The sequence below is a fragment of the Leptospira kobayashii genome (assembly GCF_003114835.2).
In the GTDB taxonomy this organism is placed as follows: domain Bacteria; phylum Spirochaetota; class Leptospiria; order Leptospirales; family Leptospiraceae; genus Leptospira_A; species Leptospira_A kobayashii.
On sequence record NZ_AP025028.1, the window covers coordinates 1 to 14,511 of the forward strand.

At 38.6% G+C, this 14,511-nt stretch carries 12 protein-coding genes; 10 read left to right on the forward strand and 2 right to left on the reverse strand.

What is annotated here, in order from left to right; genetic code table 11:
• Positions 1 to 100: 100 nt before the first annotated feature.
• The 8 genes from dnaA to DI077_RS00040 all read left to right on the forward strand — a co-directional run bounded on the left by dnaA (position 101) and on the right by DI077_RS00040 (position 10,169).
• Entirely contained in the window at positions 101 to 1,426 is a 1,326-nt protein-coding gene (gene dnaA / locus DI077_RS00005; RefSeq protein ID WP_109021697.1) for a chromosomal replication initiator protein DnaA, read from the forward strand.
• A 244-nt stretch (positions 1,427 to 1,670) separates the two neighbouring features.
• Positions 1,671 to 2,789, forward strand: coding sequence for a DNA polymerase III subunit beta (gene dnaN / locus DI077_RS00010; protein ID WP_109021698.1), 1,119 nt, complete (start codon positions 1,671 to 1,673; stop codon positions 2,787 to 2,789).
• Positions 2,789 to 3,892 carry a DNA replication/repair protein RecF gene (recF, locus tag DI077_RS00015; protein ID WP_109021699.1) on the forward strand — a complete coding sequence of 368 codons (1,104 nt, stop codon included), beginning with the start codon at positions 2,789 to 2,791 and terminating at the stop codon, positions 3,890 to 3,892. The genes dnaN and recF overlap by 1 nt, the downstream gene beginning before the upstream one ends.
• Positions 3,889 to 4,218, forward strand: coding sequence for a DciA family protein (locus DI077_RS00020; protein WP_109021700.1), 330 nt, complete (start codon positions 3,889 to 3,891; stop codon positions 4,216 to 4,218). The genes recF and DI077_RS00020 overlap by 4 nt, the downstream gene beginning before the upstream one ends.
• A 71-nt stretch (positions 4,219 to 4,289) precedes the next feature.
• Positions 4,290 to 6,209: a DNA topoisomerase (ATP-hydrolyzing) subunit B gene (gyrB, locus tag DI077_RS00025; RefSeq protein WP_109021701.1), complete on the forward strand. Its 1,920-nt coding sequence runs from the start codon at positions 4,290 to 4,292 to the stop codon at positions 6,207 to 6,209.
• A 19-nt stretch (positions 6,210 to 6,228) separates the two neighbouring features.
• Positions 6,229 to 8,751: a DNA gyrase subunit A gene (gyrA, locus tag DI077_RS00030; protein ID WP_109021702.1), complete on the forward strand. Its 2,523-nt coding sequence runs from the start codon at positions 6,229 to 6,231 to the stop codon at positions 8,749 to 8,751.
• A 2-nt stretch (positions 8,752 to 8,753) separates the two neighbouring features.
• Positions 8,754 to 9,770, forward strand: coding sequence for a tRNA dihydrouridine synthase (locus tag DI077_RS00035; protein WP_109021703.1), 1,017 nt, complete (start codon positions 8,754 to 8,756; stop codon positions 9,768 to 9,770).
• A 15-nt stretch (positions 9,771 to 9,785) separates the two neighbouring features.
• Positions 9,786 to 10,169 carry a PilZ domain-containing protein gene (locus DI077_RS00040; RefSeq protein WP_109021704.1) on the forward strand — a complete coding sequence of 128 codons (384 nt, stop codon included), beginning with the start codon at positions 9,786 to 9,788 and terminating at the stop codon, positions 10,167 to 10,169.
• A 90-nt stretch (positions 10,170 to 10,259) separates the two neighbouring features.
• On the opposite strand, the gene DI077_RS00045 is transcribed toward DI077_RS00040, so the two are convergent.
• Positions 10,260 to 10,838 (reverse strand): lipoprotein LipL21, encoded by a 579-nt coding sequence (locus DI077_RS00045; protein WP_109021705.1) that lies wholly within the window; start codon positions 10,836 to 10,838, stop codon positions 10,260 to 10,262.
• A gap of 151 nt (positions 10,839 to 10,989) precedes the next feature.
• Here DI077_RS00045 and DI077_RS00050 point away from each other — a divergent pair, with 151 nt between their 5' ends.
• Positions 10,990 to 12,555: an LIC10012 family protein gene (locus DI077_RS00050; RefSeq protein ID WP_109022171.1), complete on the forward strand. Its 1,566-nt coding sequence runs from the start codon at positions 10,990 to 10,992 to the stop codon at positions 12,553 to 12,555.
• Complete coding sequence (locus DI077_RS00055) at positions 12,536 to 13,417, forward strand: helix-turn-helix domain-containing protein (RefSeq protein ID WP_109021706.1); 882 nt, start codon at positions 12,536 to 12,538, stop codon at positions 13,415 to 13,417. The genes DI077_RS00050 and DI077_RS00055 overlap by 20 nt, the downstream gene beginning before the upstream one ends.
• On the opposite strand, the gene holA is transcribed toward DI077_RS00055, so the two are convergent.
• Entirely contained in the window at positions 13,396 to 14,502 is a 1,107-nt protein-coding gene (holA, locus tag DI077_RS00060) for a DNA polymerase III subunit delta (protein ID WP_109021707.1), read from the reverse strand. The genes DI077_RS00055 and holA overlap by 22 nt on opposite strands.
• Between the last annotated feature and the right edge of the window lie 9 nt (positions 14,503 to 14,511).

Below are 14,511 nucleotides of genomic sequence, written 5' to 3' on the forward strand. Positions count from 1 at the left end.
CCAGATTTTTTTAAATCGGAAGGGGTACTCGAATTTTCATTTGAATTCTACCTACTGAATAGAAGTATAGTACCCGGTTTGATAAAGGATTCACATTAGATTGGAAGCAGTTTGGGAAGAAATTTTAGAAGAGGTATCGAAACAAATCCCTCCAAAGTATTTTAGAAACTTTATCGCACCGTTGCACTTTGTACGTTGGGAAGGAAATGATCTCGTTGTATCGGCCCCTTCACAAATCATCAAAAGCCACGTAGAAGCGAAATATATCAATTTTATCGAAACAGCCGCCTATCAGGTCAAAGGTGATTCTTTTCGACTCGTTTTACTCACAGATAAAGAAGAATCCACTCTTCATATGAAGAGTGTCATCGAAAATAAATTTCAAACAGACGAAACGGAGCTGAATTCCGAGTATAATTTCGAAACTTATATAGTGTCTGACTGCAATAAACTCGCTTTTACCGCAGCAAAAAGCATTTCTGAAAATCCGGGAAAATACAATCCTCTCTACTTATTCGGACCTGTCGGCGTTGGGAAGACTCATTTGCTCCATGCCATCGGATCAGAAATCAAAAAGAAAGATCCCTGGAAGACGGTTCGTTATGTAGACAGCATTTCTTTTCTAAATGAATTTATATTTACTGTAAGACAAAACAATAGAGACTCTCTGGAATCTTTTAAGATGAGATATCAGTCTTATAATGTCTTATTATTCGATGATATTCAGTTTTTAAACGGTGGAGCGGAAAAAACTCAGGAAGAGTTTTTTGCACTATTCAATTTTCTTTACGAAAGAAAAAGACAAATAGTCATAGCATCCGACAGACCGAGTTACGAACTACCGTTACACGATAGACTCAAATCGAGATTTGTTCACGGTCTCCAGGCAGATATAAAGGAACACGACCAAACTTTACGGAAAGAACTGCTCCGGACTTACTCTGTCCAATACAATATTCCAATGTCGGAAGAGACCCTGGATTGGCTTGCAGTCAATTGTGAGGGAGATTCTCGGGCTTTGATCGGAATTATCAACGATTTGGTTTTGTACAAAAAAGCGTATCAATTCTTTCTTTTGCCGGAAGACAAGATCAGAGAGATCGCCAACTCCAGACTGCAGACCAATCGAAAGCGCATCGGATTCAACCCCGACCAGGTTATCGATTTGATCTGCGAAAGAATGAGTGTAGCAAGAAAGGATCTTTTAGGGAAAAGCAGAAAGGCGGATTATATTCTTCCGCGTCACCTGTCCATGTTACTTCTCCATGAGATTTTGGGGCTTCCCAAGTCACAGATCGGAAGGATTTTTTCCGCCCAACATACGACCGTCATTCACGGGATCAATAAGATCAAAGAACGGTTCAACGAAGACCAAAATCTTGCTGATTTGTATCAGTCGATTAAGCATCAAATATCCTTTCAATAATCTGTTCAAAAGCCTATTAAAGAACTGTAGATAAGTTGTTTATAAGACATAAAACATTTTTAGATGGAAAGAACTGTCGAAATCAAGAGATAAGTGACATAAATATGAACGGTCTAAAAAATGATTTTATCAGACATAATCCAATAAAAATTGATGTTTAGAGGGTTTATGCACATACTGACAGATACAACGAAGACGACATAATATATTTAATAAATTATATATATAAGAAAAGAGGAAGAAAATGAAATTCACTGTCAATACTACAGACTTTCTAAAAGCAATCAACTCCGTAGATGGTGTAATCTCCGTTCGAGAAATTAAGTCCGCTCTATCCAATTTGAAAATCCAGGCGGAAGACAATATCGTTTATCTCTCAGCAACAGATTTGGAAATTGCAATCAAAACTTCGGTTGCATCCGTAGTAGGACAAAAGGGAAACGCATCGCTTCCCGCAAAACAACTGTCAAATATATTCAAAAATTTGAATTTCGATTCGACTTTGCTTTCAACAAGTGATAACAATGATTCGTCGGAAACTTCGATTACGGATGCTTCCGGAAAGATGGATACGAAATTCAAAGTCAACGGAATTGATTCGGAAGACATCAAAACGATTCCGGTTGTGAATGAATCCAATGTCGTTGAGTTTCCTTGCCAGACGATTCGTGAAATGTTTCGCAAAACTTCTTACGCCATGGCGATCGAAGAAACACGTTTCGTATTCAACGGTTTATTTTTAAAACCAGAAGATACCGACTTAGTTGTAGTCGGAACGGACGGAAGAAGACTTTCTAAAATCGTACGTAAGTTTCCAAAACAATTTCCATTTAAAAACGGAGCGATCATTCCTCATAAAGCGGTTCGCGAAATGTTAAAGATGATGGAAGGAAAAGAAACTGCAAAGATAGGTTTTATCGACGAACAAATTTATGTGTCTTCGGGAAACATCGAATTGTTATTCAAACTCATTGATGGTAACTTCCCTGATTACGAACAAGTGATCCCGAAACAGGCGGCAGAATCGGTTCGGATTGCAAAAACAGATTTTCTTACTTTTCTGAAACAAGCTTTGATCTCTGCGGAAGAACCGTCCAAACAAGTTCGGTTGAGTTTTTCCAAAGGAAACGTTAACATCAGTTCTTCTAACCCAGGTACAATGATGTTTGATCACAATATGCCTGTCGAATACAGCGGAGAACCTGTCACGATCGCTTTCAAGGGAGATTATTTGAATGATGTAGTCAAAGCGGTGGATGATCCGGAAGTGATCTTTGAATTTTCGTCTTCCAGTGCTCCTGTATTGTTTAAGGATCCGTCTGATAGCGATTTCGTATCAGTAATTATGCCGATGAAGCTTTAATGTATCTTAGGCGAATTGCACTTCAAAATTTTCGTAATCACGAACAAACTACCCTAGATTTTAAATCCCGTCTTATCTTCTTTATCGGAAACAATGGAGAAGGTAAGACAAACCTGCTCGAATCCATTTCCCTTTTATCCTATTTGAAAAGTTTCAGAGAAACCGATGAAAATCAGTTATTGAAATGGGATTCTCCTTTTACTTTTGTAAGAGCGGAATTTGAAGCAGGAGGAGAAGATTTTGTATTTGAATACGGAATCGAAAAGGGTCAATTCAAGCGTAAAAAAATAAAAATAAACGGTGAAGTGATTAAAAAGGTTTCCGATTCCGTCGGATACTTTCGTTCCGTGATACTCAGCCCACCCGACATTCAGATTATAGAATCGGGAAATGTAGAAAGAAGAAGATTCTTGGATTCTTTTATTTCTTCTACAAACAAAAGTTATTTGCATCATCTGATCGAATACAATCGACTTCTGAAACAAAGAAATCATACTTTAAAAAAGGAAACTGCTACCGACAAGGAAATTGAAATTTGGAACGAGCCTTTGATCGAAAGGGATTCGGAAATTCGTAAAATACGATCTCTTACAATTTCCAGACTGAACTTATTTTTTGAAAAAAATTTGAATTTGCTCAGCCAGGGTAAAGATCCGTTTCATATCACTTACAAACCGAATGTTCTGTCGGAAGAAAATCATAGAGAAAGATTGGTCGGGAATCTTAGAAAGGATAGAGCTATCGGTTATACCAGCTGCGGAAGTCATAGAGATGATATTCCCATCGGCTTTGATGATAAAGACCTCAGTTCTTTCGGGTCTCAAGGCCAAAAAAGAAGTGCCGTTATCGCTCTCAAGACAGCTTCTTTTCAAATGATTTTGGAAGATACGGGGGAAGCTCCCGTTCTTTTGATTGATGACATTATACGGGAGTTAGATGTCAAAAGACGCGAGTATTTTCTGAATCTGATTTTAGAATGCGGACAGGCGTTTTTCACCACTACGGATTTGGAAGGAATCAAAGAATATGTGGGAAACCTGGAGATTGACAAAGAAATTTTTGTGATCCAAAATGGAAAAGTATCCCAAGGTTTTGAAAAATGAAAAAAGTAGAGATCGGAGAATTGTTCAAAAGTTTAGAAAGACTCGGGTTCGACCAAAATGAAATTTTCTCCACCCAAACGATCAAAATCATTCAAAGAGATTGGAAGGAAATCGTAGGGGATTTTTTCGGAGACCAATCTTATCCTGCAGAATTGAAAGAAAACCGACTGATTGTTATGTGCAAACACTCCCTTATTTCGCAGGAAATGGAGTTTCAAAAGATGGCAATTTTGCAAAAATTAACCGATAAAAAACTTCCTACGAACATTTCAAAAATCGTCCTAAAAACCGGCATAGTCCCCAATTCCAAAAGGACAAGTTCCTAAACAAGTACGTCTTTTCACTTGCCCTAGTGGGCTTCTCCTGGGATAGTTCCTATAGGATACAAGTTTACTCTATGACAAATGAAGCCTCTCAAAACCCCTATGCAGCCTCGCAAATTAAGATTTTAGAGGGTCTGGAAGCCGTTCGAAAACGGCCTGGGATGTACATTGGAACCCAAGATGAATCGGGTCTCCATAAGATGGTCTATGAAGTTGTGGACAACTCGGTCGACGAGGCGATGGCAGGGCATTGCACTCAGATCGATGTCAAAATATTACCTGAAAATATAATCGAAGTTAAAGATAACGGAAGGGGGATTCCTGTCGGGATCCACCCGGACAAAGGAAAATCCACGATCGAAGTAGTACTGACCATACTTCACGCAGGTGGTAAATTCGAGAACGACGCCTATAAGGTATCAGGCGGTCTTCATGGTGTAGGTGTTTCCGTTGTGAATGCATTGTCCACATGGTTGGAAGTGGAAGTTCATCAATCGGGAAAAATACACTACCAAAAATACCAGACGGGAATTCCTGTTGAGGACGTAAAAATCATAGGAGATACCGATCGTCAGGGCACCACTGTTCGGTTTTTGCCGGATAAGTCGATTTTCACAACTACCGAATTTTTCTTTGATACACTTTCGGCCCGTTTTAGGGAAATTGCATTTTTAAACAAAGGGCTTCTTTTAAGGATCGAAGATCTCAGAAAAGAAGAAGTCGCTCAACATGAATTTAAGTTCGATGGAGGGATTGTTTCTTTCGTTGAATATCTAACCGATTCGAAACACCCCCTTCATAAAGTTTTACATTTCGTAGGAGAGAAAGAAACCGTTTGGGCTGAGATCGCTCTACAGTATTGCGATACCTATTCTGAAAGTGTATTTTGTTTTACCAATGCGATCAATAACAACCTGGGTGGAACACATTTAGAAGGATTTAGGACCGCGCTTACTAGAACTCTGAATGATCATTTGAAAAAAGATCAGGTTCTTTTAAAAAAACAACCTAACGGTTTGACAGGTGACGATGTAAAAGAAGGACTTTGCGCGGTCATCTCTGTAAAAATTCCACAGCCTCAATTTAACTCACAAACCAAAGAAAAACTGGTCAATGCAGAAGTAAAAGGTCTGATGCAAACGATTTCGGGAGAAGGTTTGAATCTTTTTTTCGAAGAGAATCCTTCCGTCATCAAAAAGATTCTAGAGAAATGTATCTTAGCATCTAAGGCACGTGAAGCGGCCAGACGAGCAAGAGATCTCACTCGCAGGAAAACGGTTTTGGAAGGCGGTGGTTTGCCCGGAAAACTTGCAGATTGTTCGGAAAGAGATCCTGAATTATGCGAACTTTTCCTTGTCGAGGGGGATTCTGCCGGTGGATCTGCAAAACAAGGTAGAGATAGAAATATTCAGGCGATTCTTCCTTTGAAAGGAAAGATTTTGAATGTTGAGAAATCTAGACTCGACAAAATTTTATCAAATGAAGAAGTTAGAAACCTAATCACTGTTATGGGAACTGGTATCGGCGATGATGAATTCAATGCCGATAAACTCAGATATCGCAAGATTATTATCATGACTGATGCCGATGTGGACGGATCACATATTCGTACTTTGTTATTAACCTTTTTCTTTCGCTATATGAAACCGGTAATCGCACGCGGATCATTGTATGTGGCTCAGCCTCCTTTGTATCAACTCAAGTTCGGTCGCGAGGCTGTTTACGTTTACTCGGATAAAGAAAAGGAAGAAATTCTGAAAGCACGTTCGGGAGATAAAGTTGTCATCCAAAGATACAAAGGTTTGGGAGAGATGAACCCGGAACAACTTTGGGAAACTACGATGGATCCGAAAGAGCGGGTAATGTTGCAAGTAAAACTCGATGACTTTGTGGAAGCGGAAGACACTTTCAATATTCTTATGGGGGATGATGTCTCTCCCCGCAGAAGGTTCATTGAAGAAAACTCTTACAAAGTCGCAAACCTAGATTTATAATTAAATACGGAATATTAAAATGACCGAAACAAACGGCCAAGAAAACGAATCTACAAAAACTTTAGCCTTAAACCTATCAGGAAGACCCGACGTAGCCGGAGCATTGAAAGCAGGGGTGAGAGTCATTCCTGTTGAGATTGAAGACCAAATGAAAGAAGCTTATCTTGATTATGCGATGAGCGTAATCGTAGGTAGAGCTCTGCCTGATGTAAGAGACGGATTAAAACCGGTTCATAGAAGGATTCTTCATGCTATGAACGAACGTGCCTGGAGAAGTGACAGGCCTTATGTAAAATCCGCGAAAATTGTCGGGGAAGTAATCGGTAACTTTCACCCTCACGGTGATGCACCTGTTTATGAAACTATGGTTCGTATGGTGCAAAAATTTTCCATGCGGGAACCGCTGGTGGACGGTCAAGGAAACTACGGATCTGTCGACGGTGACAACGCGGCACACTATCGTTATACGGAAGCACGTCTTACTAAGCTTGCGGAAGAGTTACTCAAGGACATCGAAAAGAATACTGTCGAGTTTTCACCAAACTTTGATGATACGAGACAGCAACCCGATGTATTACCTGCCAATTTTCCGAATATTCTAGTCAATGGATCCACCGGTATTGCCGTTGGAATGGCGACCAATATTCCTCCGCATAACTTGAAAGAGTCTCTCAATGCTGTGATCGCTCTTATTCAAAATCCGGATATTTCTCTCTATGAATTGATGAAGATTTTACCTGGGCCGGATTTCCCTACAGGTGGAACGATCATTGGTGGAGAAGGATTATATCAGGCATATTCTACTGGACGCGGTTCGATTCGAATCCGTTCCAAAGTGGATATCATTGAAAACGCAAAAGGCCGTGAAATCATTGTTATTAGTGAAATTCCTTATCAGGTAAATAAAAAACATTTATTGGAAAAAATCGGTGATCTTGTAAATGAAAAGATCATCGAGGGAATTACGGAAATCTTAGACCTTTCCGATAGGAAAGGTATCCGGGTTGAACTTCATATTAAAAAGGATTTCAACGCCCAAGTCATTCTAAATCAACTGTTCAAACTCACTCAATTGCAGGTCAGTTTCGGAATCACAATGCTTGCGATTCTCGACAAACGCCCTAAGATTTTTTCGCTGAAGGAGATTTTACAGTCATACGCAACGCACCGTAACCAAGTCGTTGTTAGAAGAACGCAATTCGATTTGGATAAAGCTCAAAAAAGAGCTCATATCTTGGAGGGATTGAGAATTGCCCTCGATAATATCGATGAGGTAATCAAAATCATTCGTGCTTCGAAAGATCCTAGAGAAGCACAGGCAAAGTTGATGAGTACTTTCGGTTTGTCCGAAGTCCAATCGGATGCGATCCTTGAAATGCGTTTGCAAAGACTTACTTCTTTGGAAGTTCAAAAAATCATCGATGAATTGGAACAGGTCCGTCTGATCATTTTGGACTTGGAGGATATTTTAGCGAAACCTGAGAGAGTAAAACAAATCATTTGTGACGAATTATCCAAAGTATCCGAATCTTTCGGTTCAGGTCGCACAACGGAAATTAGTTTGGAGTCTCTCGAATCTTCTACGTTCAATGCGGAAGACTTGATCGCGGACGAAGAAGTAGTCGTTCAAATTTCGGAAGATATGTTTATCAAACGATTGCCTATGGATACTTTCCGTCGTCAAAAACGAGGAGGAAAGGGTATTCAAGGAATTTCTTCCAAGAGAGAAGACTTCGTTAAAAAACTAAGCACCGCAATGACTCATGACAATCTAATGCTCTTTTCCAACAAAGGCCGGGCTTTCCTCATGAAAGTTTACGAGTTGCCGATCGGAACGAAAGAAGCACGGGGAAAATCTCTAAAGGCAATTATCAATTTAACGGAAGACGAGATCATTACTTCCTTATTCGCATTCAGAGATTTTGACGAATCGTATCTCCTCATGGTTACCAGAGACGGATTTGTAAAAAAAATCCAATTGGATGAGTTTTCAAACGCTAAAAAATCAGGTTTGATTGCCATCGGACTCCGTGAAGGTGATGAGCTCATCGATGTGCTTTCCAATCCTGAAAACTACGATGTATTCATCGCAAGTAAAGATGGTCTTGCTATTCGTATGAATCTCAATGAACTACGATCGCAAGGAAGAACTGCTTCCGGTGTGACGGCAATGCGACTGGATGAAAAAGATCAAATTGCAGGTATTACGAAAGTAGAACCTAACACTCATTTGTTCTGTATATCTGAAAATGGTTTTGGTAAGAGAACCGATTTCGAAGAATTTTCAACGAAAGGTCGCGGCGGAAAAGGTATGACCTATCTGAAAATCGGAGAAAAGAACGGCCGCTCCGTCGGTATTGCAACAATTCGGGAAGAGGATGAGCTATTGATCATCACTCAATCTGGAATGGCGATTCGAGTGGAAGCTAAAGGCATTTCAATGGTCGGACGAACCGCAATGGGTGTCAAAGTAGTAAACACGAAAGATGAAGATTTTGTAAAAGACTTTGCTATTGTAAGGGATACGGAAGAGACCGTTTAATTATGGTTAAAGTAGGAAATGTGGAGATTAAAGGAGATGTGACTTTGTCTCCTATGGCAGGGATATCCGATAGTCCCTACCGACGTATCGCCAGACGATATGGCTCCGCATTCTCCTATACTGAATTCGTATCTACAGAGCAGATCCTACTTGGAAATCAAAAATCAATCGATATGTTTCGATTCAAGGAAATCGAAAGACCTATTTCCTTTCAGATCTTCGGATCTGATTTGAATACCGTTGTAGAAGCTGCAAAACGAATTGAACCTTTAGGGCCCGATATCATTGATCTGAATATGGGGTGCTCCGTTTCCAAAGTGTCTCATCACGGATCAGGGGCAGGGCTCTTGCGCAATCTTCCTTTGGCCGGCCAAATGATCGAAGGAATCCGAAAATCAGTCTCCGTTCCCGTTACCGCCAAAATTCGGTTAGGTTGGGACGAAGAAAATCTGAATTATAAAGAATCCGTTCATATACTGCAAGAATCAGGTGTCTCGGCAATTTCCGTTCACGGAAGAACAAAATCCATGGCGTATACCGGAAAAGCGGATTGGGAATCCATTGGTGATATTAAGTCTTTTGCAAAGGTGCCGATCTTTGGTAATGGAGATGTTGCGAGTTACGGAGAAGCCAAAGAAAAAATCAGAAAATATAAAGTGGATCTTGTTTTGATCGGGAGAAAAGCCATCGGGAACCCCTGGATTTTTTCAGAGAGAGACAAATCATCCGTTTCTTTTGCAGAAATCAAAAAAGTTGTCATTGAACATTTGTTAACTATGCTTGATTTTTATCCTAGCGATGATGACTACGGTCTTATTTTATTCCGTAAACATTTCGCAAAATATGTGGAAGGGACAAACTTTCCAAAAGATTTGAAAAGCCAAATGTTACAGACAAATTCTCTCAACATGTTTTTGCAATTATTCTCGAATTACGAGCAAACGGAAACAAATACCAAATTGGAAACAATTGAACTGAATGATAGCCTCAATTGCGAAACCTACTTGGTCGATGTATAAAAAAGGAACTTATTAATGGCAGATTCTCAAAAATCAATTTTTTCCGATTCGTACTCTATGTATGGCGGAGTAAAACAAAAAAGAAAAAAAGCCAGAGTAAAACTGGACATTGCTTGTGAAATCGGTTTATCGAATGGAAAAGGAACTCCAGTTACCGCTCAACTGACTGATCTCGGAACAGGTGGCTTGTCATTGCAAACGACTTCTTTGTTTTATGAGGGGGATGTGGTGACGATTAGTTTTATGTTGAACAAGGTGAAAACATTTATCCAAGGTACTGTCAAACGAATTGCCGGAAAGACTACAACGGTTATTTTTTCGGAGCTTCCGCCGGATGTTCATGCAAGAGTGCAGGAGTTCATTCATAAACATTACTTTGATCCTAAGGCAAAACTTTAAATCAAAGGATAGAAAACTCTCCAGGCATAAAAAAAACCTCCTCAGCGTTTCCACAAAGGAGGTTCGGAATTCTAAAGTAAGTAAGCTAAATTATTGAACTTCTTTCGCTTTAGTTTCTAGTGCTTTTTGACCGCCGGCATATCTCATATAACCAACGCAATCACACTCTTCCCAAGATTCTTGTTCACCGACTTCAGCGCAAGCACCTGTGTCTTTGTTAAGTGAACAACAGTCATAAATTCCTAAACCACTGATTTTACCTTTTGATTCGGAAACGATAACCGAACCGGTAGATTGACCGTCAGAAACACCGGAAGCTTGTTCCAAGTATTCACCAAGGATCTTTTTCAAACCATCGCCTGCTACTTGTAGGCGAGCCGCTTCACGGCAAGTTGACTTCTTCATTGCAATTGATTTTTCATTGATTGCTTTTGCGGAAGCGCGAGCGGAAAATTTCATGTACAGATATTCGAATTCTTTCTCTTTACCTTTGCAGTATTCAGCAGGACTTTTGCCTTCTTTCCCAGCTGCGGCATCCGGAGCGCAAGCCCAGCCTTCAAAAATCCAACCGTTCTTTCCAACAGTTGTGGCATCTCTTCTGGAATCCCCACCACCACATGATACTATGAAGGCTACTAGAGAAGCCATTACGATAAGCGATTTCTTCATAAAGAATCTAACTCCTTTCCGATAGATTAGATAGGTTGGAAATCTGATTGTCAATCTTTTCTCTACGAATAGATTCAGAGAGAATTGGGAAATATTAAAATTAGTGAAAAAAACTAGAATTATTCTAATCAATATATTTCGTTATCATAGAATGAACAATGTTCTAATTATAGCGCTTCTGTTTTCGGTTTTTCCTTTTTTTGAAATCTTTGCTAAAGAAATAAGCATTTTACCTGCGTCCTTAAGCGGGGATGTTCCTGCTTTTTTGGGCACGAAAGAAGAAGCGTCCGTTGAACTTGCAAAAATTTCGAGGCATTATTTAAAGAGAAATTTTTTTACTGAAACAACAGATTCAAAAAGCATTGAGAATTTTCTTTCTTCGGAAGGTTTCAGCGCAGATACAAAACTAACAGAACAAAATTTGAATTTGTTATGCATTGAATGGGATAGCAATTTTATTTCCAAAGATTCCATTGACTTTGGAAATCCTGTTTTGATTCAAACGGAGATCTATAATTGTAAAAGCAAATCACTTCAGCAAATCCAATCAAAACTCATATCAAATTTCATCTTAGCAATTGAAAAACATATAGAGAAAAGTTTTCGATTCCTTCCTCCGAAGATTCATGACAATCGACAAAAAAGGGATAATGTTTATAACGAAGTTTATTTTTTATTCGATACCAATGCTTCGTATGCTTATTACAGAAAAGATTTTGTAAAATCGGTTTCTTCCTTAATTGATATGCCCAATTTGTTTTTGGGATTAACTATCGTCCGCAAAGACAAAATATTAAATATCGCTTCTTCTTTGGAACATGCAGAAGTCAAAAAAGTTATAGAAGATACAACTTGGTCGGGAAATAATTCTTCCGATGTTATTTTACAATCGATTCAATCTTTGAAGTTAAGATTCACCGGAGGCAAAAAGGAATCGAGAAAACTCTTTTTACTTTTGTCTGGAGCTTCCAAAGACAAATCAAATGCGATCATACTTGCATTGAATGAAATCAGACAATTAGGATTTCAAATTCATATAGTGATTCCGAATCATTCGGAATTGACTGTGATTCGAGAATTGCAAAGGATCGGACGTTCCAGCTCCGCAAAAATATTAGGAATCACGGATTATCAGAAGATAGGAAACGAAGACGGTTATTCCAATTTATATTTGAATCAATTTAATCTTTATACTTCGGTACTTGATGCTCCGCCTCCTTTTGATTTCAATGCCTCCAATTATAAAAAATGGGACGCTTCGATCGTTCGTGCAGCAGTAGATGTAATCACTCCTTACAATATGTTTCAGGCTTATGAAAAAATTTCGGAAAAACGAGTTTTGGAAAAATCGGAAGTGAAAACCGACATCGAAACTTTACTCGGCTCCGAGATGATTCGGGAGGAATCGGATACCGGCAGATATCAAAATGCTCTTCTGGAAACGAAAGGAGAAGCTATCTGGATCAAACTTCCTATCGAATTGAATGTAGTGCCCGGAAAAGAATATGTTATACAGACTACGTTCTACGGAGATTCGCTTTCCACATGGGGGGTGAAAAATTTACCGAATGAAACGAGTGTCTTGAGAACAAGTAGTTCTTATCCCAGATCATTGCTCATTCTTCCTTCTCAATCGAAAAAATTTTTGGAATCAAATAAGATCAAACAGTTTTCCGGATACTTACAAGGTGTGATTAGTGTCGTCAAAAAGAAATGAAGAGAATTGGATCACAGCTTCTTCGGATATAAAAAAACTCAAAGAACAATGGATTCATTCTTCTCAAACGAAGATTCCTTTATTGATCATTGGGGAATCGGGAGTAGGTAAATCTTTTTGGATCGAACAATCGATCCAAATCAGGAAAATTCAAACAAACGAAGTGAAGATTGTGGATTTTCATTCGCATCCTGCTTCGCTTGAGGAAATAAAGAATCTACTTAAAGCCCAAAAAACAAAAGTTATCTGGTTGAAAAACCTGGCATATGCTGAAATCGAAACAATCAAAGACTGGTTGAATTGGTGGAAGGAAGAGAAATACAATAAAGATCCGAAATATTACTTTTATTGGGAATTGGCCAAGGATGAAATTCCGTTATTGAAAGAAAAACCCTTGGCACAGGAATTTTTCGACCAGTTGAGATCATTTCGTTTTGAGTTGCCTCCTCTTTCAAAAAGAAAACCCGACATAGCTTTGTTTTTACAGAATTTTTTGGAGATGGCAAATACCGATTTTAAAAAAAAGGTTTTGTCCTTCGAGGAAAAATTCATTCCATTTTTTTTAGATCGAAATTACAAAACCAACTTACATGAATTAAAGGATCTTGTTTTTTCCATGGTGGCTTTCACTTCCACCAAACATGTTTTGTTAAAATCGCTCCCTTTGCATTATTTTATCTCGGATACTGAAAAATTACATGTCCAAACAGGGGTTTCCATCAGCGACTATGAGAAAGAAATCATTAAATCCAATTTGATACTCACAAATGGTAATCGCGAAAAAACCGCAAAAATCTTAGGTATTTCGGAACGGAATTTATATAGAAAATTAAAAGAATATCAGTTGGAAGAAGTTTGCTGAAGAATTCGAAACGCATCTATCATCTTTTGTGAAAAATAAATTCTACCTTCTTCGTTTCTAAGTCCCGATTTGAATTTGATATTCATTTCGATGAGCAGTTCATAGAAATCATTCAAGGATTTTTCAGTAAAATGTTTTGATTCCGTTGCCAGTTGTTTTCTCATAAAGTTTTTTCTACCTTCGGAAAAATGTCCTGTCTTTAACAAATCGTCCATAACGGGAATGGGAACTTCTCCATTGTGTTTCGCTCTGATGATTCTGAATTTCCGAATCTCATCCAATTTATAAAGAAGCCTGGTTAAAAAAGATAAAATGTCTCCGTTATCATCCGTAAATTTTGTAAATTCTTTAAAGAATTCCGTCTTTCTGCCTTGTACCAAATAATCCACAAGAGTAGATGGATTAACTTGGGTTTGGTTGAAAAGAATCGCATTGATATCATCCAATGTGAATTTGGTTTTATTCAAATACTGTTTTAATTTGCGAACGCTTTTTAAATAAGCTCCTATGTTGGCAGGTATCTTATGCACAAATTCATCCCAGGCATCACTATCCAATTGAACATGTTCCTGTTCCAATACTTCACGTAAGGTTTTGGTAATATCGCTTTGGTATAAAATTTTCGGTTTATAATAAGAATGTTGGCTTTGGAAAAGAGTATTGAAACTCGCGGGAAGATCTTTGGAATCGTAATGCACGAGAAAGAAAATTTTATCCGAAACGGAAGTGATATTTTTTTTGAAACCTACGTTGAAATCTCTGTATTCGGTAGAGGCTTTCGGATCCAGGATCGGTTTGAAAAAAGTCGTTCCATGTTTCACAATGATCAGTTTTTTCGGAAAAAACATATCGGGAGTGAAGAGTTCCGCAAAAAGTTTGTTTTGATCACCACCTTCCGCCACAATCACGATGATTTCAAAGGTTTCCCCTTGTTTTTCCAAGGTTTCTTTATAAAAATCGGTGATTAATTCGAATTCGTACGAATCCTCTCCTACAAAAGTGAAAATCTGGGGCAATTCCTTGGTCGGTGTTTTGAACAACTGGAATAGGGAAGTGTATTCTTTGCCTGTTTTTTTTGTTTCCATTTTTTTAAG